The organism is Devosia sp. YR412 (assembly GCF_900110945.1).
Classification (GTDB): domain Bacteria; phylum Pseudomonadota; class Alphaproteobacteria; order Rhizobiales; family Devosiaceae; genus Devosia.
Map to the genome: position 1 here is coordinate 211,295 of NZ_FOFL01000004.1, position 23,589 is coordinate 234,883.

23 protein-coding genes are annotated in these 23,589 nt (G+C 63.5%); 9 read left to right on the forward strand and 14 right to left on the reverse strand.

Features of this window, described 5'->3' with window-relative positions; all coding sequences use genetic code 11:
- The first annotated feature begins 4 nt into the window (after nucleotides 1-4).
- Entirely contained in the window at nucleotides 5-703 is a 699-nt protein-coding gene (locus tag BM045_RS14710) for a L,D-transpeptidase family protein (protein WP_092184547.1), read from the forward strand.
- A 9-nt stretch (nucleotides 704-712) separates the two neighbouring features.
- On the opposite strand, the gene BM045_RS14715 is transcribed toward BM045_RS14710, so the two are convergent.
- Genes BM045_RS14715 through BM045_RS14735 form a run of 5 tightly spaced genes read right to left on the reverse strand, consistent with a single transcriptional unit; the run spans nucleotide 713 to nucleotide 6,604 of the window.
- Entirely contained in the window at nucleotides 713-1,999 is a 1,287-nt protein-coding gene (locus BM045_RS14715) for an amidohydrolase family protein (RefSeq protein ID WP_092184549.1), read from the reverse strand.
- 15 nt (nucleotides 2,000-2,014) lie between these two features.
- The gene (locus BM045_RS14720) at nucleotides 2,015-2,962 is read right to left on the reverse strand and encodes an ABC transporter permease (RefSeq protein ID WP_092184551.1); all 948 of its coding nucleotides are present in this window, start codon (nucleotides 2,960-2,962) and stop codon (nucleotides 2,015-2,017) included.
- Between the two features lie 3 nt (nucleotides 2,963-2,965).
- Nucleotides 2,966-4,048 carry an ABC transporter permease gene (locus tag BM045_RS14725; RefSeq protein ID WP_092184553.1) on the reverse strand — a complete coding sequence of 361 codons (1,083 nt, stop codon included), beginning with the start codon at nucleotides 4,046-4,048 and terminating at the stop codon, nucleotides 2,966-2,968.
- The gene (locus BM045_RS14730) at nucleotides 4,045-5,556 is read right to left on the reverse strand and encodes an ABC transporter ATP-binding protein (RefSeq protein ID WP_092184555.1); all 1,512 of its coding nucleotides are present in this window, start codon (nucleotides 5,554-5,556) and stop codon (nucleotides 4,045-4,047) included. Before BM045_RS14730 ends, BM045_RS14725 begins: the two co-directional genes overlap by 4 nt.
- A 52-nt stretch (nucleotides 5,557-5,608) precedes the next feature.
- Nucleotides 5,609-6,604: a BMP family protein gene (locus BM045_RS14735; protein WP_092184557.1), complete on the reverse strand. Its 996-nt coding sequence runs from the start codon at nucleotides 6,602-6,604 to the stop codon at nucleotides 5,609-5,611.
- A gap of 287 nt (nucleotides 6,605-6,891) precedes the next feature.
- On the opposite strand from BM045_RS14735, the gene BM045_RS14740 reads away from it, so the two are divergent.
- From BM045_RS14740 to BM045_RS14765, 6 genes are all read left to right on the forward strand, one after another.
- Nucleotides 6,892-8,295 carry a metal-dependent hydrolase family protein gene (locus BM045_RS14740; RefSeq protein ID WP_092184559.1) on the forward strand — a complete coding sequence of 468 codons (1,404 nt, stop codon included), beginning with the start codon at nucleotides 6,892-6,894 and terminating at the stop codon, nucleotides 8,293-8,295.
- Between the two features lie 18 nt (nucleotides 8,296-8,313).
- Nucleotides 8,314-9,747 (forward strand): basic amino acid/polyamine antiporter, encoded by a 1,434-nt coding sequence (locus tag BM045_RS14745; protein ID WP_092184561.1) that lies wholly within the window; start codon nucleotides 8,314-8,316, stop codon nucleotides 9,745-9,747.
- Nucleotides 9,748-9,756: 9 nt separating this feature from the next.
- Nucleotides 9,757-11,004 (forward strand): arginine deiminase, encoded by a 1,248-nt coding sequence (gene arcA, locus BM045_RS14750; RefSeq protein WP_092184563.1) that lies wholly within the window; start codon nucleotides 9,757-9,759, stop codon nucleotides 11,002-11,004.
- Between the two features lie 11 nt (nucleotides 11,005-11,015).
- A complete protein-coding gene (locus BM045_RS14755) occupies nucleotides 11,016-11,579 on the forward strand; it encodes a DUF308 domain-containing protein (RefSeq protein WP_092184565.1) in 564 nt (187 codons plus the stop codon).
- 100 nt (nucleotides 11,580-11,679) lie between these two features.
- A complete protein-coding gene (locus BM045_RS14760; RefSeq protein ID WP_092184567.1) occupies nucleotides 11,680-12,297 on the forward strand; it encodes an SH3 domain-containing protein in 618 nt (205 codons plus the stop codon).
- Between the two features lie 24 nt (nucleotides 12,298-12,321).
- On the forward strand, nucleotides 12,322-12,789 hold the full coding sequence (locus BM045_RS14765) for a hypothetical protein (protein ID WP_139198810.1): 468 nt from the start codon (nucleotides 12,322-12,324) through the stop codon (nucleotides 12,787-12,789).
- Here the strand turns inward: BM045_RS14765 and BM045_RS14770 are convergent.
- The gene (locus BM045_RS14770) at nucleotides 12,786-13,250 is read right to left on the reverse strand and encodes an META domain-containing protein (RefSeq protein WP_170848525.1); all 465 of its coding nucleotides are present in this window, start codon (nucleotides 13,248-13,250) and stop codon (nucleotides 12,786-12,788) included. The two genes, BM045_RS14765 and BM045_RS14770, sit on opposite strands and share 4 nt — an antisense overlap.
- Before the next feature lie 93 nt (nucleotides 13,251-13,343).
- Nucleotides 13,344-14,000 (reverse strand): exopolysaccharide biosynthesis protein, encoded by a 657-nt coding sequence (locus tag BM045_RS14775; RefSeq protein ID WP_092184573.1) that lies wholly within the window; start codon nucleotides 13,998-14,000, stop codon nucleotides 13,344-13,346.
- 226 nt (nucleotides 14,001-14,226) lie between these two features.
- Here BM045_RS14775 and BM045_RS14780 point away from each other — a divergent pair, with 226 nt between their 5' ends.
- The gene (locus BM045_RS14780; RefSeq protein WP_092184575.1) at nucleotides 14,227-14,607 is read left to right on the forward strand and encodes a PLDc N-terminal domain-containing protein; all 381 of its coding nucleotides are present in this window, start codon (nucleotides 14,227-14,229) and stop codon (nucleotides 14,605-14,607) included.
- Between the two features lie 261 nt (nucleotides 14,608-14,868).
- Entirely contained in the window at nucleotides 14,869-15,936 is a 1,068-nt protein-coding gene (locus BM045_RS14785) for a helix-turn-helix domain-containing protein (protein ID WP_092184577.1), read from the forward strand.
- 58 nt (nucleotides 15,937-15,994) lie between these two features.
- Here the strand turns inward: BM045_RS14785 and BM045_RS14790 are convergent, their stop codons facing one another.
- The 7 genes from BM045_RS14790 to BM045_RS14820 form a co-directional block, all read right to left on the reverse strand.
- A complete protein-coding gene (locus BM045_RS14790; RefSeq protein ID WP_092184579.1) occupies nucleotides 15,995-16,600 on the reverse strand; it encodes an alkylhydroperoxidase domain protein in 606 nt (201 codons plus the stop codon).
- A gap of 10 nt (nucleotides 16,601-16,610) precedes the next feature.
- Nucleotides 16,611-17,276 carry a CMD domain protein gene (locus BM045_RS14795; protein WP_092184581.1) on the reverse strand — a complete coding sequence of 222 codons (666 nt, stop codon included), beginning with the start codon at nucleotides 17,274-17,276 and terminating at the stop codon, nucleotides 16,611-16,613.
- A gap of 19 nt (nucleotides 17,277-17,295) precedes the next feature.
- Complete coding sequence (locus BM045_RS14800; protein WP_092184583.1) at nucleotides 17,296-18,330, reverse strand: putative FMN-dependent luciferase-like monooxygenase; 1,035 nt, start codon at nucleotides 18,328-18,330, stop codon at nucleotides 17,296-17,298.
- Nucleotides 18,327-19,979, reverse strand: coding sequence for a dipeptide ABC transporter ATP-binding protein (locus tag BM045_RS14805; RefSeq protein ID WP_092184585.1), 1,653 nt, complete (start codon nucleotides 19,977-19,979; stop codon nucleotides 18,327-18,329). Before BM045_RS14805 ends, BM045_RS14800 begins: the two co-directional genes overlap by 4 nt.
- Nucleotides 19,976-20,824: an ABC transporter permease gene (locus BM045_RS14810; RefSeq protein WP_092184587.1), complete on the reverse strand. Its 849-nt coding sequence runs from the start codon at nucleotides 20,822-20,824 to the stop codon at nucleotides 19,976-19,978. The genes BM045_RS14805 and BM045_RS14810 overlap by 4 nt, the downstream gene beginning before the upstream one ends.
- Nucleotides 20,821-21,765, reverse strand: a complete 945-nt coding sequence (locus tag BM045_RS14815) for an ABC transporter permease (protein WP_092184589.1) — start codon at nucleotides 21,763-21,765, stop codon at nucleotides 20,821-20,823. Before BM045_RS14815 ends, BM045_RS14810 begins: the two co-directional genes overlap by 4 nt.
- Before the next feature lie 72 nt (nucleotides 21,766-21,837).
- The gene (locus BM045_RS14820) at nucleotides 21,838-23,403 is read right to left on the reverse strand and encodes a TIGR04028 family ABC transporter substrate-binding protein (protein ID WP_092184828.1); all 1,566 of its coding nucleotides are present in this window, start codon (nucleotides 23,401-23,403) and stop codon (nucleotides 21,838-21,840) included.
- Between the last annotated feature and the right edge of the window lie 186 nt (nucleotides 23,404-23,589).

Genomic DNA, 23,589 nt, shown 5'->3' on the forward strand with positions numbered 1-23,589 from the left:
AGTCATGATCATCGATGATGGAATTGCCGACGCCCGCAATTTGGAGCAGACCAACCCGTCTGGATTGTCCAATCGCCGGTCGTTTCTGCTGGGCTCTGCAGCGGCGTTGGCTTCGATCGGGCTTGCAGCCTGCACCACGTCTGGTGGCATGAGCTTTGCGGAGGCCGAAAGAGCCTACGGCCCGGTTCCCGACGAACGTTTCCCGATCCCGGCCGTCAATGTCAGCAAGATCAATCCAAAATATTACCGCCGCAAGGTGCGCTATGACAGCGCCGAGGCCGTCGGCACGATTATCATCGATCCAAGCCACTACTACGTCTACCGCATCGAAGGCGAAGGCCTTGCCACGCGTTATGGCGCCAATGTCGGCCGTTCCGGCTTCCTGTGGAGCGGCGACGCCTACATCGGCCGCAAAGCGGAATGGCCGGTCTGGACGCCGCCCCGCGAGATGATCCAGCGCCAGCCTGAGGTTGCAAAATATGCCGGCGGCATGGCGCCCGGCTTGGGCAATCCGCTGGGCGCCCGCACCCTCTATCTCTACCAGAACGGCGTCTACACGCTTTACACCATCTACAGCACGAGCATTCCCGAGACGATCGGCACCAATATTTCAAGCGGTTGCATCGGTCTGCTCAGCCAGGACATGATCGACCTCTATTCGCGGACGCCGGTCGATACCAAGGTCATCGTCTTGCCGGCATAGGCCGAGCTGTCAGAGCCTGGGACCGACCTTGGCCGGATCGAGTATTTCCGGCCGGCCGGTCAGGCTCAGCTTGCTCTGCCTCGGGGCGGTCCTCGAAATAACTTTGCCGCCTTTGATCACCGCCAGCCGCGTCGCCTTGAGGCGGATGGCCTCGATCGGGTCGGCGGCCTGCAGCAGCACCATGTCGGCCTTGCAGCCGACCTCGACGCCATAGCCATCGAGATGGAGGATTTCCGCCGGGCCGGTGGTCACCGCGGCAAAGCACTGGCGCATGGCATTGCGGCTGGTCATCTGCGCCACATGAAGGCCCATGCTGGCCACTTCCAGCATGTCGGCCTGGCCCAGCGAATACCAGGGGTCCATCATGCAATCCTGCCCGAAGGCGGCAGTAATGCCATAGGTCAGCATTTCCGGAATCCGCGTCATGCCGCGGCGCTTGGGATAGGTGTCGTGGCGGCCCTGGATGCCGATATTGATATTGGGATTGGCAATGGCGGCGACGCCCGCCTCGGCCATCAGCGGCAGCAGTTTGGACACATAATAATTGTCCATGGAATGCATCGAGGTCAGGTGCGAGCCGGCCACGCGACCATTAAGACCGAGGCGCTGGGTCTCATAGGTCAGCGTTTCGATATGGCGGCTCAGTGGATCGTCGGTCTCGTCGCAGTGGAGATCCACCAGCAGGCCGCGCTTCTCGGCGATCTGGCACAGCGCCGTGACGCTGGCGGCGCCATCGGCCATGGTCCGCTCGAAATGGGGAATGCCGCCGACCACGTCGACGCCCATGTCCAGGGCCCGATCGAGCAGGTCCACGGCGCCGGGAGAGCGGTAATAGCCGTCCTGCGGAAAGGCCACGAGCTGCAGATCGATATAGGGCGCCACGCGGCGCTTGACCTCGAGCAGAGCCTCGACACCAAGCAGGCGATCGTCGCAGATATCGACATGGGTGCGGATGGCCAGCAAGCCTTGTGACACCGCGAGATCGCAATAGGCCAGGGCGCGATCGACCACCGCTTCCTGGGTCAGCAGCGGCTTGAGCTCGCCCCAGATCTGGATGCCTTCGAGCAGCAGCCCGCTTTCGTTGAAGCGCGGCAGGCCGAGCGACAGGGTCGCGTCCATGTGGAAATGGCAATCGACAAAGGGCGGCGACACGAGCTGCCCGCCAGCGTCGATCACCTCGCCCGCCTCGCCGCCGAGATCAGCCTCAATGGCGGTGACAAGGCCGCCGGAGACGCCGATATCCACGCCGGTGCGGCCATCGGGAAGAGTGGCATTGGTGAGCTTCAGATCGAACACGGGGTACCTCAGAAATTAGTGCCGCTGGCCCTTGAACCAGGGCTGCAGCAGGGCGCGCGGATAGTCCGCCCGGCGGGCCACCAGCACAAGCGCCACGATGGACAGGAGATAAGGCAGCATCAGGAAGACCTGCCCCGGCACGACCTGGCCGATTTCGGCCTGCAGTCGGATCTGGAAGGCGTCAAAAGCGCCGAACAGCAGCGCCCCGAGCAGCGCTTTGCCCGGCTGCCAGGAGGCGAAGACCACCAGCGCGATGCAGATCCAGCCGCGGCCATTGACCATGCCGAAAAAGAAGGCGTCGAAGGCCGACATGGTGAGGAAGGCCCCGCCCAGCGCCATCAGCGCCGAACCGGCTACCACCGCGCCAATGCGCAGCCCGCGTACAGAAAGGCCCTGCGCCTCGACCGAGGCCGGATTGTCGCCGACGGCGCGAATGGCGAGACCCAGCGGCGTGCGATAAAGCACGAAGGCGACCAGGGCGACGAAAGCGAGGGCCAGGAAGGTCAGCGGCGTCTGCTGGAACAAAGCCGGGCCGAAGAAGGGCAGATCGCTGAGGCCGGGAATGCTCACCGGCTGGAACGGGACAATGCGCGGCGGCGAGGTCACCGTCGGCAACGCCGTGCGATAGGTGAAATAGCTCAGACTGGTGGCCAAGAGCGTGATGCCGATGCCCGACACGTGCTGCGACAGGCCCAGGATCACCGCCAGTACGGCATGCAGCAGGCCAAAGGTCGCCCCGGTCGCCAGCGCCACCAGCACCCCGCCCCACAGCCCCGCCCCGAGATAAACCGCCAGCCAGCCGGCCATGGCGCCAGCGACAAATATCCCCTCGATGCCGAGGTTGAGCACCCCTGCCCTTTCGCAGATCAGTGCGCCCAGCACGCCAAAGATCAGCGGCGTGGCGATGCGGATGGCGGCAGCCCAGAAATTGGCGGAACCGAAAATGTCGAGCAGCACATCCATGGCCTATGCCCCCGCAGCCGGCGCAGCAGCCCGCTCGTAGCGGATGCGGAAGCGCAGGAAAAAACCGCCGATCAAGACGCAAAGCAGCGACAGCGCCACCACGAGATCGGCCAGATAGTTGGAAATACCGGTGGCCCGGCTCATCGAGTCGGCGCCGACAAACACCGCCGCCACGAAGACCGCCGCGAACACCGTTCCCACGGGCGACAGCCCCGCCAGCATGGCGACGACAATGCCGGAATAGCCAAAGCCCGGCGACAGGTCAGCCGAGAGATAGCCCTTGACGCCCGCCACCTCGCTGACACCGGCCAGCCCCGCGAGGCCACCCGAGATCAGCGCCACCTTGAGCATGGTCGCATCGACCGGAATGCCAGCAAAGCGTGCCGCGGCGCGGTTCTCGCCCACCGCCTTGATCTCGAAGCCCAGCACTGTCTTGCGCACGAGCACCCACAGCAGAATGGCGGCCGCGACGCCGACCACCAGGCCCCAATGCATGCGCAGGCGCGGCACCAGCTTGTCGAACTTTGCCTCGGCCAGCAGCGGCACCGATTGCGGCCAGCCCATGGACAGCGGGTCCTTGAGCGGCCCTTCCACCAGCATCTGCACCAGCAGGATCACCACGAAATTGAGCAGCAGGGTGATGACCACCTCGTCGGCGCCGAAGCGCTGCTTAAGCAGGGTCGGAATGATCATCATCAACCCGCCGGCGACGAAGCCGGCGATCATCACCGTGGGGATCAGCAGCATGGGCGGCATCTGGAGAAGACCCGAGCCGACCAAAACCGCGGACAGCGCGCCGATATAGAGCTGTCCCTCGGCGCCGATATTCCACAGCCGGGCGCGGAAGGCGACCGCAGCGGCAAGGCCGGTAAGGATCAGTGGCGTGGCGCGATTGAGCGTTTCCGACAGGGCGAACATCGAGCCGAAGGCGCCCTGGATGATCAGCCCATAGGCGGTGAAGGGCGAGCCACCGGCAAACAGCACGGGAATGGCGACCAGCAGCAGCGCGGCCAACCCTGCCCCCAGCGAGACCAGGAGTTTGAGCGCTATCGACGCGTCGGCACGGGCTTCGAGACGGAAACTCATGCCGCCTGCCCCGCCATCAGAAGACCCACGGCGCCGCGATCCAGCCGGTCGGACGGGCCGGCATCGCTCACTTCCCCGGCATGCACCACAAGGAAGCGATCGGCCAAGGCAAACAATTCGTCGAGATCCTCCGAGATCACCAGCACGGCCGCGCCACGATCGCGCGCGGCGATGATGCGGCGGTGGACTTCGGACTGGGCGCCGACGTCGAGGCCGCGCGTCGGCTGGTTGGCGAGGATGACGCGCGGCTCGCGCTCCAGCACCCTTGCGAGGATCAGTTTCTGCACATTGCCACCCGAGAGCAGCCGCGCTTCGGCATCGGGGCCCGGGCAGCGGATGTCATATGCGGCGATGGCGCTGGTCGCACGCGCCTGCATGGCCTTGCGGTCGAGCAGGCCCATGCGCGAGAAGGCGCCGCTGCGCACTTCCTCGATGGCAATATTGTCGGCCACGCTCATCGTGCCGACCACGCCATCATGCTGGCGATCCTCGGGCATGCGGGCCACGCCCGCCGCGACGAGGGCGCGCGGATCGGCGCGGGTGATCGGCTCGCCATAAAGCAGCACGGCCCCCTGGTCGGGCACGGCAAGCCCCGAAATCAGCGCGGCAATGCCGCCCTGCCCGTTGCCGGACACACCGGCCAGTCCGACGATCTCGCCGGCCCGCAGGGCAAAGCCCACATTGCGCAGCGACTCTCGCGTCGAGCCCCGCCGCAGGTGCACATCGGAAAATTCGAGCAGGGTCTCGGCCGGCGTCGCCGCCGTACGCTTTACCTCGGCCACGGCCTTTCCCACCATCAGGTCGGCAATGGCGCGGCGGTCCGCGTCGGCCGTCACCAGTTCGCCCGCCTTGCGGCCGCCGCGCAGCACGAGGATGCGCGTCGAGACCGACAGCACTTCGCCCAGCTTGTGGGAGATAAAGATCACGCCCAGCCCATTGGCGGCGAGGCGCCGCAACACGGTGAACAGGCCCTCGGCCTCCTGCGGCGTCAGCACCGCCGTCGGCTCGTCGAGGATCAGCACTCGCACATTACGATAGAGCGCCTTGAGGATTTCCACCCGCTGCTTTTCGCCCACGGTGAGGCTGGCCACCTTGCGGTCGAGATCCACCTCAAGCCCGCTTTCGGCAATGATCTGCTCGACCTTTTTGCGCGCCGCAGCCTTGCCGCCCAGCGCAAACAGCCCCTCGGTGCCCAGCCGGATATTGTCGAGGCCGGAGAGGTTTTCGGCCAGGGCAAAATGCTGATGCACCATGCCAATGCCGGCTTTGAGTGCCGCGCCGGGCGAGCCGGGCGGCAGCATTTCGCCATTGACCCGCACCACACCCTCGTCCTGCACATAATGCCCGAACAGGATATTCATCAGCGTGGTCTTGCCCGCGCCATTCTCGCCCAGCAGCGCCAGGATTTCGCCCCGCCGCAGGCTTAGGTCGAGATGGTCATTGGCCGTGAGCTTGCCGAAGCGCTTGGTAATGCCTTCGAGCGAGAGAACGGTGTCTGTACTGGTCATTGCCGCTTCCAGGCATTGGAGACCGGGCGCTCGAAAGCGCCCGGCAAAGGGATCAGAGGGTCGACGACGGCTCGGCGTCGTTGATCTCGACCTTGAAGCTGCCGTCGAGGATTTCGGCTTCCTTGGCCTTGGCAGCGGCGACTGCGTCGGCACCGGCCAGCGCCTCGTCATAGACCGCACTGGAGCCGCCATATTCCATGAAGGCATAGATGCCATAATCGGACGCGGTGAAGCTGCCCCCCTTCACATCGGCAATGGCCTTGTCGATCATCGGCGTGCCGTCCCAGAGCGCGCTGGCAAGGATGGTGCCCGGATAATCGGCCGACGTGTCGATGACATTGCCGATGGCGAGGATACCGCGTTCCTTGGCGGCATCGGAGACGCCGAAGCGCTCGGCATAGAGGATGTCGGCGCCGGCATCGACCATGGCGAAGGCCGCTTCCTTGGCCTTGGGCGGATCATACCAGGAGTTGATGAAGCTGATGGAAAACTTTGCTTCCGGATTGACCGACAGCGCGCCGGCGATGAAGGCGTTCATCAGGCGATTTACTTCGGGAATGGCAAAGCCGCCGACCATGCCGATGACATTGGACTCGGTCTTGGCGCCGGCAATCATGCCGGTGAGGTAACTCGGTTCCTGGATGAAATTGTCGAAAGTGGCAAAGTTGGGCTCGACCGGCGGGAGCGAGGAGCCCATCAGGAAGCTGATTTCGGGATAGTCGGCGGCCACGGCGCGGGCCGGCGCTTCGACGGCAAAGGCCTCGCCGATCATCAGCGCCACGCCCTGCTCGGCATATTCGCGCATCACGCGCTCATAGTCGGTCGCCGTGGTGTTTTCCGAATAGACATATTCGATCTCGCCGCGCTCCTGCGCCGCCACCAGCGCATTGTGCAGGCGGCTGGCCCATTGCTGCTCCACCGGCACGGTCCATACCGCCGCAACCTTGATCACGTCCTGCGCCAGCGCGGCGCCCGACAGCGCCATCGCAGTGCCCAAGGCCAGTGCCGACACAAAGGCACGGCGACCAAGCTTGAATTGATCCATCATCTCTTTTCCCCTGCTGTACAAAAAATGCCCACGCCTCTTCTGTGCCCATCTAGGAGGCAAATCGTAATGCATGCAAGAGCCAAAGATTTGACAGTCCCCGTTATCATCAGGCGCCAATTGGTCAATAGCGGCGGCAAGCATTGCCTTGGGACGCCAAGCCAAGAGAAAGGCGGCTGGGCCAATCCATTTCCCTGCCGCCCATGGGATAGTCCCCCGCACATGAGACCAAGGCAGACCGTTACCGGTGCTTGCGGCAACGCCTCTGCCCTCAATGGGGGTGATGGACCATGCCGCATCAAGCTTGGACGTGTTTTCGCACGGCGCCCGCCAGGCGGTCAGGCCGCTACTGGCTGTGTTCGACGGCCCTGTTCGGCCTGCTTTTCTTTGGCCCGGTGCAGGCGCAACCATCTCCGGAGCGCAGCGACACCCTGTTCGAAAATGTCCGAATTTTCGATGGCACCAGTTCTGAGCTGTCGCCACCCAGCAATGTGCTGGTCCACGACGGCAAGATCGACCGCATCGCCGAGGACGCCATAACGGCAGAAGGCGCGACCATCATTGATGGCGACGGTATGATCCTGATGCCGGGGTTGATCGATGCGCATTGGCACACCATGCTGATCCGCAACAATCCCGCGCAATCCATCTTCGGCGACATCGGCTACAATTACATCAGCGCCGCCGACGAGGCTAAGGACACCCTGCTGCGCGGCTTCACCACAGTGCGCGATGTCGGTGGGCCGTCCTTTGGACTAAAGCAGGCCATCGATGAAGGCCTGACCATGGGGCCGCGCATCTTTCCCTCCGGCGCCATGATCACCATCACCAGCGGGCACGGCGACTTCCGCCAGCTGTCCGAACTACCGCGCACAATTGGCGGTCACATGGCCCGGATGGAAGTGGTCGGTGGCAGCATGCTGGCCGACAGCCCCGACGAGGTCCGTCTGCGGGTGCGCGAGCAATTGATGCTGGGCGCCTCGCAGATCAAGCTAACCGCCGGCGGCGGCGTGTCATCGCCGTTCAGCCCAGTGGATGTCACCACATTCACGCTTGAAGAGCTGAAAGCCGCGGTGGAGGCCGCCGACAATTGGGGCACCTATGTTACCGCCCACGCCTTCACCCCAAAAGCCATCCAGCGTGCCGTCGAGGCCGGGGTCAAGGTGATCGAGCATGGCTTCCTGATGGACGACGAGACGGCGCAATTGCTGGCCGACAAGGATATTTGGCTGAGCCTGCAGCCGCTGCCCGAAGCTATGCGGCTGGGCTTCCCGGAAGGCTCGGTGCAGCGCGAGGGCGCCGACGCGGTCTTCCCCGGCATCACCCATGCCTATGAGCTGGCGCGCAAATACCATCTCCGCACCGCCTGGGGCACCGATGTGCTGTTTTCCCAGGCGCTAGCCCAGCAGCAGGGCGCCATCCTCGCCTCGCTGATCCGCTGGTACACGCCTGCCGAGGCTCTCATCATGGCCACCAGCACCAATGCCGAACTGCTGGCGCTGTCCGGTCCACGCAATCCCTATCCCGGCAAGCTTGGCGTGGTTGAACAGGGCGCGCTGGCCGACCTGTTGCTGGTTGGTGGCAATCCGCTCGACGACCTCGAGCTTGTGGCCGATCCGGACAATTTCGTACTGATCATGAAGGACGGCGTCATCTACAAGAACACGCTCGACGACGCCCCTGACACCAACTGACGATTGGCGGGGCAACGCATGGCATCGACACAAACCCAGAAACTTTCGCTGTTCAGCCTCACGGCCATGGTCGTCGGCTCGATGGTGGGCGCCGGCATTTTCAATCTGCCCGGCCGCTTCGGCGCCGCCACCGGCCCGTTCGGTGCCATCATCGCCTGGGCCATTGCCGGCACCGGCATGTATATGCTGGCCCGCGTCTTCCAAGCCCTGGCCGAAAAGCGGCCCGATATCGACTCCGGCGTCTTCGCCTATGCCAAGGCCGGCTTTGGCGATTACATGGGCTTCCTCTCGGCCTTTGGTTATTGGCTCGGGAGTTGCCTCGGCAATGTCTTCTACTGGGTGCTGATCGGCTCGACCCTGGGGCGCTTCTTCCCAGACCTGTTTGGCGACGGCAGCACAGCGATAGCCATAATTGTCTCGTTGATCGGCATCTGGACCTTCCACACCATGATCCTGCGTGGCGTCGAGCAGGCGACCTTCATCAACATGGTCGTCACCGTCGCCAAGATCGTGCCGATTGTGGTGGCCATCCTCGCCATGGTCGTCGCCTTTAATTATCAGCAGTTTTCCGAGAACTTCTTCGGCGGCTTGGACATGCCGGAGAAAAGCCTGGTCAACCAGGTGCGCGACACCATGCTGATCACGGTCTTCGTATTTCTGGGTATCGAGGGCGCCAGCGTCTATTCCCGCTTTGCCAAGCAACGCTCAGATGTCGGTCGCGCCACCATCCTCGGCTTCGTCGCTGTTACCGGCCTGATGGTCGCCGTAACCCTCCTGCCCTATGCCAATTCACCCCGCGCCGCTATCGCCGGCCTGCAGCAGCCGTCGCTCGCCGGCGCGCTCGAAGCCGTGGTCGGCCATTGGGGCGCGGTGTTCATCTCCATCGGCGTGCTGATTTCCGTGCTCGGCGCCTATCTCGCCTGGTCGCTGATCTGCGCCGAAGTGCTGTTCGCCGCCGCCAAGTCCGAAGACATGCCGCGCTTGTTCGCCGCCCAGAACGGCAATCGCGTGCCGGCCAATGCGCTCTGGGCCACCAATAGCGTCGTCTCGCTCTTCGTCATCTCGACCTATTGGTCGGCCGATGCCTTCAATTTCATGCTCGACATGACCAGCGTCACGGCGCTGCTGCCCTATCTGCTGGTCGCCGGCTATGGCGTGCTGCTGGCGCGCAGTGGCCGGGGCTATGAGCACAGCCCTTATGAACGCAATCGCGACCAGGTCTTTGCCTGGATCGCCGTCATCTACACGCTCTTCATGTTCGTCGCGGCGGGCCTGCAATTCGTGGCCCTTGTCTGCGTGCTCTTCGTGCCCGGCACGCTTCTCTATGTCTGGGCCCGGCGCGAGCAAAAGAAGCTGCTGTTCACCCCGGTGGAATGGGGCGTCTTTGCCGTGGCGGCCGCCGGCTGCATCACCGGCCTCACCATGCTGGCGACCGGTTATATCCAGCTCTAGGAGGAGATCATGACGGCCCACACTGGTTTTGGCGTACATTCCGAAGTCGGGCAATTGCGCAAGGTGCTGGTCTGCGCCCCGGGCCGGGCCCATCAGCGCCTGACCCCCTCAAATTGCGACGCCTTGCTGTTTGACGACGTGCTGTGGGTCGACAATGCCAAGCGCGACCATTTTGACTTCATCACCAAGATGCGCGACCGCGGCGTGGACGTGGTCGAAATGCATAATCTCCTGGCCGAAACCGTCGCCGTGCCCGAGGCCAAGGCCTGGATCCTCGACCATCAGGTCATCGCCGATCAGGTCGGCCTGGGCCTCGTCGATGAAATCCGCTCCTATCTCGAAGGCCTGTCGCCTCGCGACCTCGCCGAGACGCTGATCGGTGGGCTCTCGACCGAGGAGTTTCCCGAAACCCACGGCGGAGACATGCTGCGGCTGGTGCGCGACGCGGCCGGCGTCACCGAATATCTTCTGCCGCCGCTGCCCAATACGCTCTACACCCGCGACACCACCTGCTGGATCTACGGCGGGGTAACGCTTAATCCGTTGTATTGGCCGGCGCGGCATGAGGAGACCATCCTCACCACCGCCATCTACAAATTCCATCCAGATTTCGCCGGCAAGGTGAATGTCTGGTACGGCGATCCGCTGGTCGATCACGGCCTCGCCACCCTCGAAGGCGGCGACGTCATGCCGATCGGCAAGGGCAATGTTCTCATCGGCATGAGCGAGCGCACCTCGCGTCAGGCGATCAGCCAGTTAGCGGCAGAACTGTTCAAGCAGGGCGTGGCCGAGCGCGTCATCGTCGCCGCCATGCCCAAGCTGCGCGCCGCCATGCATCTCGACACGGTGTTCACCTTCGCCGACCGCGATTGCGTGCTGCTCTATCCCGATATCGTCGGCAAGATCGAAGCTTTCTCCTATCGCCCATCGGACCACTCAAGTGGCGTCGAATTGCGCAAGGACGAAGGCAGCTTCGTAGAGGTAGTTGGTCAGGCGCTGGGCTACAAAAAGCTCCGTGTCGTCGAGACCGGCGGCACCGCCTATATGCGCGAGCGTACGCAATGGGACAGCGGAGCAAACCTCGTCTGCGCCTCGCCGGGCGTCGTTTACGCCTATGACCGCAACACCTATACCAACACGCTGTTGCGCAAACAGGGCATCGAGGTCATCACCATCATTGGCGCCGAACTGGGCCGCGGTCGCGGCGGCGGCCACTGCATGACCTGCCCGATCATCCGCGACCCGGTCGAATTTTGAGGAGGATTACTATGCCATCCCAATCGGCCGGCCTCGCCACCACGCTCACTGCCCTACGCGGCGTGGTACTCATCATTGCAGGGCTGTTTGCCCTTGCTTATCCCCTACAGGCGTTGCGGTTGCTGGTCTTCGTCGGCGGCGGGATCCTGGTCCTCGACGGTATCCTCAACATGGCGGCGCTGCGGCTCACCGGTCCGCGTGACCTGAGCTTCTGGATCGGCATCGCCCGCAGCGTTTTGGCCATACTCGCCGGTCTGATGGTGCTGTGCAGCCCCTGGCTGATCCCCATGCTGTCGGTCGGCACCTTGCGCATTTTGGTCGGCATCCAGGCCATCATCCTCGGCATGCTCGAAGTCTGCACCCTGCTGCTGCCGCGCGCAAAAGCCCGCGATGGCCTGTGGTCAACACTGATAAGCGGCGGTGCCTATGCCCTGTTCGGTCTGGCCCTGATCGCCCTGCCCGTCGACAATGCAGTGATCCTGGTACAGGTCATCGCCGTGCTGATGGTGGTCTTTGCCCTCAGCCTGCTGGTCGGCGTCTGGCGCCAGCGCGCAGCCGTCAATGCGATGGATTGAGACCTGTTGCGAAGACTTTGGACCCTCGGGGAATGCCGTCGCCAAGGCCGGGGTCTATACTTTTCGGGCGGCGGTCCTGCCGTAAGCCGGGGAGGACGACATGCAGTTCGGCAGTTCGGTGCGACGGCTCCTGGTCGCAATAGCGATAGCCTATTTCGCCCTGGTCCCCCTGGCCGTCGCACAGGTCGGCGCCGGCGCTGCCATCACCACCACCAATGTCAATATGCGGGCGGGGCCCGGCACCAATTATGCCGTGGTCGCCGTGCTGCACAATGGCGATCAGGTCTTCGTCAATCGGTGCAGTCGCGGCTGGTGCCTCTCCGACTTCGGCCGCGATCGCGGCTGGATTTCCGATTCCTTCCTGCGCCAGTTGATCGCCAGCCCGGGCGGCGGCGGACGGCCGATCCCCGATAACCCGAACCGGCCCAATATCAACATCAATATCGGCGCCGGTGGCGTCTCGATCGGCATGGGCCGCGCCTGCTTTTTCGAACGCGATAATTTCCGTGGTCGTAGTTTCTGCCTGCGTCAGGGCGAAAGCGAACGCAACCTCGGCCGCTGGGAGAGCCGCATCGGCTCGGTCATGATCGAGGGCCGCTCCACCACGGCCGAGATTTGCCTCAACCGCAATTTCGGCAATTGCAGCGCCTTCAACCGCAGCACGCCGATCCTCAACTTCACCATGCAGCAGAGCATTTCCTCGGTCCGGGTGCGCTAGCGCTAGCGGGCATGGAGGGCAGCCATGAGGCTTAGTCTAAAACACCAACTGAGATTGGCCCTGGTCACGGGCCTGCTGCTGGCGATGCCAATCGCAGCGCAGGAGACCCGGGTGGTTGTGCCCGATCACCCGCAGGGCATTCCCGTCAGCGGCTGTTTCCGCGCCACGCAAAATCTCTTCGGGCCCTATCGGCTGACCTTCTGCCTCGAGCGGCGCGGCAGCTATCAGGTGCGCGGTGGCAACCTGTCCTGTGATGGCCGGCTGTTCTGGCACACCTCCGGTCGCGACATCTTCATCGACCTTGAGCGCACCTCCTGCGGCCGCGGGCGTGCCTGGGAAGAAGCGACCATGGACTGCCGCCACACCGGCAATCTGATCAGCCGGCTGGCCGGCCAGGCATTGGGCATTCCATTGCTCAATTCACTGCGCTGCACCTATCACCCCAGCGTGCGCGGCGTCAGCCGCCGTACCTTCACCGCCGTGCGGCTCTAGTCGGCGGCTCTAAAGCGCATGGTGCCGGAGTCGAACGGCTGTTCCAGCAGCAGCTCGCCATCCAGCAGGAAGAAGCTGCCGACCCGTTCGAGATTGATGGCAAACTGCTGGTCCAGCGATCCCTCGGGACACATCATCCGCGTGGCACCGATCGGCTTGATACTGATCCGGCTGTCGGCACTGACCGTGTAGCGGCCGAAACCGCGGTTGCAGTCCACCTGCAGCGCCATGCTGCCATCCTCCGCGAAAGTGACGCTATAGCTGGCTGGATCGGCAACCTCGATCTGGTCCTTTGGCGTCTGCAATCCCAGCCATTCCCAGGTGACACCAACAATCTCCGGCGGCAGGCTCAGCGCGGCATCAGCCGCCTTGCCGTCGCCATGAGCCTGGCTAAGCCCGAGGCCCATCAGACAAGCCGCGATGATCGCGGCGTGTCGCCGCTTGACTAAGATGAAAGCCATTTCAATTCTCCTCTTTGTCTCGCCCACTATAGAAAGCGCGGCGCCCAATGACATGCCCAGCGGCCTCGGGCCTAGGCCATGGGTCCAGAACGGCTAGAGCGCCGGCAATTCCTGCTGGACGACTTCTGACACCACCAGCAAAACGGTCAGCAGAACCCAGCTCACCAACACCAGCAGAACCACGCCGATCATCGCAATGGCAGTGCCCAGCAGCACCGCCAACCCATCCCGGTTCAGCATGCCGACGCAGGTGATCGCCAGGCCCAGCGACGGCAGTGTATTGGTGAAAGGGATCGGCACCAGCATGGCAAAGCCATAACCGAAGGCCAAAACCGCCAGCATCGGCAACAGCCGCGGCGACGCCAATGCCGAAGCGCGCGGCCTCGAAAATTTCGAGATTAAGCGAGTGAAGCCTGCCAGGAATTCCAGCAATCTGACCAGGATCGGCAGCGGGATCTGGCGTTCACCGACAAACGCCCAAAGCCGCAACGGCCGCCGGGCCAACAGCATCACCGCAAAGGCCATGATCGCGAGCCCGACGACCAGGCTATAACCGGGCGGCCCCGGCAACAGGTTGAGCACGGCAAAAATCAATATGGCCAACACATGGGAGTCCGGCCCGATAATCGCGATCAAGCCATTGCAACTCAGCCGCGCTTCGGGATTCTCCGACATCGCCCGGATGCGCTGCAGCACCCCCGCCACCATGGCCTCCAGCGGTGTGGGGACAACTGCCGCCGTGTCCGTCATGGCAAGCGTCGCGGCAAGGCCTGTTCTTCAAACTCATCCATGGCTCATGCTAACAACGCCTGCCCTACCCGGACATGGCCTCACATCCCCGACCTACTCAGACCGTCCCGACGTATTCGTCCCACAGATAGAGACGATTGGCATAAGGCATGGGCCGCCCGCCAAGGCTATCCAGGCGACCTCGCCCTATAGTGCCGCTCGATGACAATCCGTGCGGGGGGGGTAAATGCTTTCGGGCTTCTGGGATTTCCTGTGGCTGATCATTTGGAGCTTCTTCCTGATCTCCTATCTGATGGTACTGTTTCAGATCATCATCGATATGTTCCTCGACAACGAACTCGGCGGCTTTGCCAAGGCGCTGTGGACGATTGCCCTGCTAGTCCTGCCCATGCTGACGGCGCTGGCTTACATCCTGTTTCGCGGTGGCGGCATGGCCAGACGGCGACGTGAGGATGCGCGGCGCAGCAGTGAAGGTGCGGAGTCCTATATCCGCACCGTCGCCGGACGATCCCCGGCCACGGAAATAGCCGAAGCCAATGCCCTGTTGCGCGACGGCACAATTTCGGAAGCCGAGTTTCTCCGCATCAAGGCCAAGGCGCTGGCCTGAAACAGCGTTACTAAAGCGGTCGAGACATATCGCATAGGGCTGGGACGCAGTGCCTATTCACCTTGGATAAATTCGGGACTAGAATTATTCGGCGCAGCTGCGGGAGGGCAGCTTGCGCGGCTTTGAAAGCCCTGGGCGCGGCCGCGGTCCCGGCTTAGGGCACGCGCCGCGGAACTAATCGATCATCTCGCAATAGGCCGGCAACCGACCGCCGGCGGCCTATCCGTCCACTGTGCAGTGTTCAGGGCGTGGGAGGGGAAGTTGTTCAGTACCACACAGCGTGCGATCGAAACCCGGCCGCCGCTTGCGCAATCACCGAAACTGATCCGGCAATACCATTTCACCAATCGCCATCTGCCGCATGCGCTGCAATATGATGCCTGGCGCGACATGGTGCAGCCCATTATGGAACTGGACGCCGAGCCGTCCGCCGCTGGCTATGCCGTCGAGATCAAGGCCTGGGATCTGGGGCGGCTTGCCCTGACGCGCTCGACTACGCCGCCCGCCACCTTCCACCGTGACACCTTGCATATTCGCAGCAAGGGCCTTGATCACTGGTGTTTCGTCGCAGTCAAGACAGGCTCGGTTGAAACCACGCGCCCCGGCCGCACCAATCAAATCTATCCGGGCACACTGTTCATCAAATCCCTGCATAGTCCCCTCGCCGGCAGCAAGACCGAAACCAGCGGCCTCTGCATTTTCGTGCCGCGCGATTTCTGCCGCGAACGTGTCGGCGCCCTGGATGCCGCAGACGACACGGTCCTCTGTTCCGGCCTGGGACGGCTGCTCGCCGCCTACTTGGTCGATCTCGACCGGCAGCTGCGCCGGATGACCGAAGACGAAATACCGAGCATACTGGCCGCGACGCACGCCATGATCGACGCCTGCATCGCCCCAACGCCCGACCGGCTTGCCGATGCGTCCGCCCCCATCAATGCCACCCTCTTGGAGCGCGCCCGCGAGCTGGTGCAGACCAACCTGCTCTCGCCAACGCTCGGGGTCGATGAAATCTGCCGCACCCTAGGCATTTCCCGCTCGCGGTTATATCGGCTGTTCGAAGATCTGGGCGGTGTGGTCCACTACATCCGCAGCCGTCGCCTGCTCGATGCGCATCGTGTCCTGTCGGCCGGCACCGACAACCGGCCGATCGTCAACATCGCTGCCGAGCGTGACTTCCTCGACCCCGCTGACTTCAGCCGGGCCTTCAAGCGAGAATTCGGCTATAGCCCCCGGGAAGTGCGACTTGGCCTCCGCCCACCAAGCCAGCCACAGGCCAACAATACCGAGCCGGTCGGAACCTTCGCCGACCTGCTCTACCGACTGCATTAAGGTGCAAAAAAGCGCCGCTCCCGAGACCGGCAGCGGCGCCTATCTTGTGCGGCGTTGACTATGCTGCCTTTGCCGGCACCGGCTCGCCTAGCGACAGCATCAGGCGGTTGGCCCAGTTGAAGAAGGCCGAGGTCGAAATGACGTCGGTGATCTCAAAATCATCGAGCCCCGCCGCGCGCAGTTCCGCAATCTCGGCCACGCCAAATTGGCCGGGCGTATCGCTCAACGCCACTGCGGCCTGCTTGACTGCATTCCAGCGCTCGCCCAGATCGGTATCCACGCCGTCATCGAGCAGGCGCTGCACGTCGTCGCGGCGCTTGGAATGGGTCGATGCAAAGCGCGAATGCACCGAGGCGCAGAAGATGCAGCCATTGTGGCGCGAAGTCGCCGTGGCGGAGAGCTCACGCTCGGCGCGCGGCAGGCCCCCATTCGGGTTGTAGAAAATATCCTTGTCGGCGTTGGTGCGCGCCTCGAGCACTTCAGGGTCATGCGCCAGCAGCATGAAATAGTCCGACTTGGAGCGCGACGCATCGACCAAACCCGCCCAGTGACGCTCGGTCAACTCAGCTTCGGTCAGCGGCTGCAGCCATGGCGCCCAGCCCAGTTCATCCTGGGTGAAAACGGCGGGTGGCGTGCTGTCGGGATAGGAAATGGTCTTGGTCATGAACTGATCCTTACAAACTGTTGCCAGCGGCGAGCGCGGCAGTGAAGCTATCGGAATTTGCGGCAATCGGCTGTTCGCTGGCGCTGGCAAGCGCGGTCAGGCCATCGACCATGCGCACCTGGAAGGCGAGATAGGCGACCAGTTGCGATAGCGTCACGATGGCGCTGGTGCTCCAGCCGGCATCAAGCAGGGCCTGCAGCGCTTCGCGGCTAGCGTCGCGTGGGCGGAAGACAAGCAAGTGTGCATGTTCGAGCGCCGCGCTGAGCTTGTCGCCCAACAATTTGCGCGCATCGGCCCCAACCCGATAATGCGGCCCGGCCTTGTTCTCGGCCGACAGCGGACCAGCCGGATAAATCCCATAGGGACCCTCGGTTTGGCCGGCCTCGATTTCGCCGGTGATCAGCGCCGAGAGCACCGGACCATCCTCCGCCTGCGACAGGCTATGGGCATAATGGTCAGCTAGGACGATCTGGCCATGCAGGCCCGCCACAAAACTGGCGACTGCGAGCCGCTCCAACAGCGTGACCTGCGTTACGTCACGGGGTTGGAACAGCGCGACATAGGCCTTCTGGATATTTTCCCGCGCCACTTCGCGATGGCGCCTTAGCACGTCGAGGCGTGAGCCGGGCGTGATGGACAGGATTTGGTCGATAAGATCGGTATGCTGGGCGCTCATGGAACGCTCCTCTGCTGGTTTAGCGGGCTATGGCAAAGCGTGGGGTGTTCGGCTGATTGCGCCAGCCAAGCGCCGGGGCGACCTCTGTGGCGATCAGCTCGAGCGAGCGCAGGATCAGCGCGTGCGGCGGATCGACCGAGTGCACCTGGAAGGAAATATCCGTGGCCCGGTCAAGCGTCGCGTCCTCGGCCAGGCTGGCGATCACATCCTGCGGTGCGCCGACATGGGTATCGAAGGATTTGATCAGGTCTTCGAGGCTGTCGCCGCTCAGGATATGGCCTGAAGCCACAAACTTGTCGGCAATGCGTTGCAGGCCGATATCGGCCCATTCATAGGCCGTGGCCTGGTCATCGGCGACGAACAGCGTGCGCGAGGCCAGGATGCGCGGCTCGACACCAGCCGGCAGCGCCGCCAGATAGGCATCGATGATCGGCTGCTGCAGGTCGGCGAGGCTGGCCTGTGGATTGTCCTTGCTGCGCGGCTGGGTGCGCGACAGCATTAGGCCATCACCCGCCGCACCCGCGCGCTGGCCGCCCTCCACCGAGAAGGTCGCCTGCCAGATACGGCCGAGCAGCGACTTGCCCTCGGGATAAAGCCGGTTGCCGCCGCCAACATCGGCGCCATCCAGCGCCGCCCGCACCACGGCCAGGTTGGCGCCATGGATCGCTCCGCGCTGCGCACTATCCAGGCCAAAGGCAGTGAACGAACTTGCCGTGCCGCCGCTACCGACGCCCAATTCCAGCCGACCACCGCTCAGCAGATCAAATACCACCGCATCTTCGGCAACCCGCAACGGCGCTTCGAGCGGCAGGGTGACGATGCCGGTGCCAAGGCGAATGGTGCTCGTCCGCGCTGCAACGTGGCTGAGGAACACGAAGGGCGATGGCAGGCCGCCCTCGTCGTGGTTGAAATGGTGCTGCGCCACCCAGGCGGCGTCAAAGCCCTGCTCCTCCGCCTTGACGATCTGCTCGATGGCGAGGCGATAGCGCTCGGCCGGCGTTGCGTCATCGAGCAGCCGGGTAAAAAAGCCCAGGCGTTTGGTATTGTCGGTCATTCTGCGGCTCCGGCATATTCGAGGTTTCGGGCGCTGCTCGGCAGCTGGCGACCGGGAATGGCAGCGAGAAGTTCGCGGGTGTAATTCGCCTGCGGCCGGGTAAAGACTTCAGCCACCGCGCCGCTTTCCACCGCGCGGCCCGCCTGCATCACGGTGACGGTGTGGGCAATCTGGCGCACCACCGCGAGGTCGTGAGTGACGAAGAGATAGGTCAGTCCCAATTGCTGCTGCAGGTCTTCCAGTAGTCGCAGGATCTGAGCCTGTACCGTGACGTCGAGTGCCGAAACTGCCTCGTCGAGCACCAGCACGCGCGGCTCAAGGATCAGCGCGCGGGCGATGGCAACACGCTGGCGTTGACCGCCCGACAGGGCCCGGGGACTGCGCCCGATCGTATCAGCGGGCAGGTCGACTTGGGCGAGAATGGCCGCCACCCGCTCATGGCGCTCAGCCTTGCCGACCGGCTCGAAATTGCGCAGCGGCTCGCCGATGATCTCGCAGACGCTTTGGCGTGGATCGAGTGAGGAAAAGGGGTTTTGATACACCAGTTGCACGTTCCGCCGGAACTGGCGCAAGGGCTCACCGGAGAGCGCAGTGATCTCTGTGCCCTCGATGGTGACTCGGCCAGACGTCGGACGTTGAAAGCCGACGACGCTGCGCGCAATGGTGGTCTTGCCGGAGCCGGATTCCCCGACCAGCGCATGCGTCGTGCCAGCCGCCACCGCAAAAGACACATCATCAACAGCTCGAAAGGCTTTGCCAGCGACGTTGAAGTCCTGCGTGAGCCCAGAAACCACAATGCTTGCCTCAGCCTTTACTGGCGTCAAGCGCAGGCTGAGCGGCGCGAGCGACGGCGCATCGGCCAGCAATCGACGCGTGTAGTCGCTGCTTGGCCGAGCCAGCAACGCTGCCGTCGGCCCCTGTTCCTGGATACGACCGCCCTTCAGCACCACGATGCGGTCGGCCCGGTCGGCGGCCACGCCGAGATCATGCGTCACCAACAAAACGGACGTGCCGAATTCGCTGCGCAATGCGTCGATCAGATCGAGAATGCGGCGTTGGACCGTAACGTCTAGCGCGCTTGTCGGCTCATCGGCAATGATCAGCCCGGGCCGCAAAGCGACCGCAATGGCGATCAGCACGCGCTGCTTCATCCCGCCGGACAACTCATGCGGATATTGATCATAGCGCAGCGCCGGATTGCTCAACCCGACGCGGGTCAGCAGTTCCAGCACACAGATCTTACGCAGGCGGCCATCGCGCTCGCCATGCAGCCGCAGGATTTCCCCGACCTGGGCGCCGATGGTCAATACCGGATTGAGCGAAGACCCAGGATCCTGTGGCACAAGGCTGATCGACTTGCCGCGGATGGCGTCGAGCCGCCGGCTGGACCAGCCGGTGATCTCGGGACCACTGAGCCGCACGCTGCCCGCTTCCACCCGGCCATTGTCCGGCAACAGGCCGATCACTGCCTGCGCGGTCGAGGTTTTGCCCGAACCGGACTCGCCGACCAGAGCCACGACTTCGCCGGCACCCACGGTGAAGGACACATCCTCCACCACGCGCCGCCAGCCGGCTTCCTGCCGATAGGCAAGGCTCAGCCCTTCGACGGCAAGCACGGGGGGCTGATTGGGAAACACGATGGTGGTCATGGCGTTCTCCGCAGGGACTGGCTAATGCGATTGGTGGCGAGCACGATGAGGATGACGATGACGCCCGGGAAGGTGGTCATCCACCAGGCCGTGGTCAGATAATTGCGACCTTCGGCAATGAGCAGGCCCCATTCCGGGGTCGGCGGCGGCGCGCCATAGCCAAGAAAACCCAGCGTCGAAATGGCGAGGATGGCGCTGCCGAACTGCAGTGCGGCAAAGGCAATCACCGTGCCCAGCGAATTGGGCAGCACATGGCGCCACAACACGGCGCCAAACCGTCCACCACTGCCGAAGGCGGCCTCGACATAGTCGGCGCGACGCACCCGGATGACTTCCGAGCGCATCAGTCGGGCAAAGCCGGCCACGGTCGTGGTGCCCACCGCGATGGCGACATTGACCGTCCCAAAGCCCAGAATGATGATGAGGGATAGCTGAAACAGCAGGCCGGGCACCGAGAGCAGCACATCGACAATGCGCATGATGATCGTATCGAGGCGCCCGCCAACCGAGCCGGCGATCAGCCCGAGGGACGTGCCGCCGATAAAACCCACCACGACCGCAACGACGGCGCCAGAGAGCGAATTGATTGCGCCATAGATGATGCGCGCCAGGACATCCCGGCCGATTTCATCGGTACCGAACCAATGCGTCGCATCGGGCGCGCGCAACTGGTTACCCGCAATACCGACCGTACCGCTATGCGGCGTGAACAGACCCGGCGCAACGGCCCAGGCCACGGCGATGGCAACCACCGCCCAGGACAGCACCAGCGTCACATCGAGCTGGCGCAGCTTGCTCAGCCCAAGTTCGGGGCGACGCGTTGTGAAAAGGTCGAGATTGCTCATGCGCTGGCTCCGACCGGATTTTTTAGACGGGCATCGATCAGCGGCGCGACGAGATCGACTACGAGGTTGATCAGCACGAAGCCGACAGCGGCGAGGATGACGATCGCCTGCAACACGGCAGTGTCCTGATAGCTCACGGCCTGTTCGGTGACCCGGCCCAGCCCATTGATGCCGAACACCGTCTCGGTGACCACGGCGCCAGCCAGCAACTCGCCGAACAGCACGCCGGCAATGGTCAGAACCGGCAGCAGCGCATTGCGCAGCACATGGTGCCACAGCACCCAGGGTCGACTGGCGCCCTTGGCGCGGGCGACACTGACGAAGGGCTGGGTCTGCACCTCGTCGAGACTGCGGATCAGGATCTGCGCCAGCGGCGCAGCAATCGGCAGCGCCAGCGTCGCCACCGGCAGGATCAGCGCCTGGAACTCGGACGGGTTGATGATCGGCACGAGGCGCAGGCGGAACGAGAAAATCTGGATCAGCATGATGCCCAGCCAGAACACCGGCACCGAAATCATCAGGGCTGGCAGCGACTGCAGCAGGTTCCGCAGCCAGGCAAAAGGTGCCAGTGTCGCGGCAAAAGCCAACACACCGGCGATCAGCACCGCAAACACCAGGCCTAGGCTGGCCAGTCGCAGCGTGGGCGGCAGATTGGTCGCCAGCAGCGCATTGACCGGCACGCCGGCCTGCACAGAATAGCCAAAACTGCCCTGCAGGAAATTCCACAGGGTGTTGCCATACTGCGCCCAGATCGGCGCATCGGCGCCATAGAGCACTCGGATTTCGGCAATCTGCTCCGGCGTCAGGCCCATTTCCGGGTTTTGATACTTGATCAGGATGGCATCGCCCGGCAGGGCCTGCAGCAGCAGGAACGAGGCGGTAAAGGCCAGCAGCAGCACCACGGCTGCCTGTCCAATTCTGCTCACGAGAAGTCGTGTCATGTGCCTCGCTCCATCGTCGGGAAAAGGGGGCTGTCCGGCACAGGGCAACCGGACAGCCAGTCTGGCCGCGCCTTATCGGGGTGACAGCCAGGTGTTGTAAAAGCTCGGGCGCGCCACTGCGTCGAAGCTCACGTCATGCACGTAGGGGGCGGCGGCAAACACCTGCGGCTCTTCGAAGATCGGGATCACATAAGCCTGGTCGAGAATGTAGACCTGTGCCTCACCGGCCAGTTCGAGCCGCTTGGCATTGTCCGGCTCCGAAGCGATGGCCAGCAGCAGATCGTTGAGCTTTGCGTCCTCAAAGGTCGCATTTGGATTGAGCCCACCCTTCTGCAGCAGGGCATCGCGATTGCTCGGGTAGAAGTTGGACTTGATGACGTCCGGATCGGCGCGGCCGACCATGGCCGACACCACCGGCGTCTTGAGCGGGTCGAGACGATCGACCGCGGCGCTACCGGCATCGCCAGCCAGTACGTTCAGCTTGACGCCGACCTGGGCCCACTGCTGGCTGAGCAGCTGGAAAGTGGCGCGGCTCTGCGGCTGCGGCAGCGATTCATAAACGCTGAGCTCAAGCTTGACGCCATCCTTCTCGCGTACGCCATCGGCACCGGGCACCCAGCCCGCCTCATCGAGCAGCGCCTTGGCTTTCTCCAGGTCAAACACGAGCTTGTCGGAGAGATCGACATAGCCCGCCGCGGTCGAAGCGATCACCGAAGTGGCCTGCGGATAGTGCGAGGAGAAAATCGTCTGGACGATTTCGGCGCTATTGGTCGCGGCCGTCAGCGCCTGACGCACCTTGATATCGGCAACCAGCGGATTGTCCGGCCGGAACACGGCGTTGTTGTTGACGCCACGCGTCGGCGCAGACAGCACGCTATAGCTCTGCGCCTCGACCTGGCCCTCGTCATAGGCCTGAATCTGGCGGATCACATCAGCCTGGCCGGCCAGCAGCGCGCCGATGCGCACACTGTCTTCTGGCGTTACGATATACTGGATGGCGTCGAGATAGGCGCGGCCCTGATGCTCGATATTGGCCGGACCCCAGGCATAGTCCTCGCGCACCTTTAGGTTGAGGCTCTGCCCCAGCACTTCGCTGTCGACCACGAAGGCACCCGAGCCGATGATCTTGGTGGCATCACCCAGTTCAGCGTAGGGCTGCTCCAGCACGCTTGGTGCCACGATGCCCGAACCGATCACCGAAGTCGCCTGCAGGAAGCCCGGCGCAGGCGCCTTGAACACGAACTTGACGGTCTGCGGGTCGATGACTTCGCTGTGGTCGTAATTGTTGATTGCTTCGGCGACCGGATAGCCAAGTTCCTTGTTGCCCAGGCCAAAGACATCGAAATTCTTGGCGACGGCGGCGGCATCGAGCGGCGTGCCATCGGAGAAGGTCACGCCCGGGCGCAGTTTGAAGGTATATTCGGTGGCGTCTGTATTGATCTCCCAGCTCGCGGCGAGCCACGGCTCGTTCTGGAGCGTTTCCGGGTTCTGCCAGGTCAGCTTGTCGGTAATCTGGTTGAGAATACCGCTATTGGGGTAGAAGCCGCCGGCCGGCGGATAGAGATTGGTATGGGCCTGCTGTTCCAGGTAGACCAGCGTGCCGCCGGTGACGGGCTGGTCCTGGGCGATCACGGCCATGGCCGAAACGCTGGTCAGCAGCACGGCTGCGAGGGTGGGTTGCACTGTGCGCCGTAGCGCGCTCGATGAGATCAGAGACACGTCAAATTCCTCTTGGCAGGTATCTCGCTTGGGATCCGACAATGCCTAAAGCCTACTCCTGGCCGATGTTTATTCAACAATGCCTAGTGGATTAGTCGTCTATTG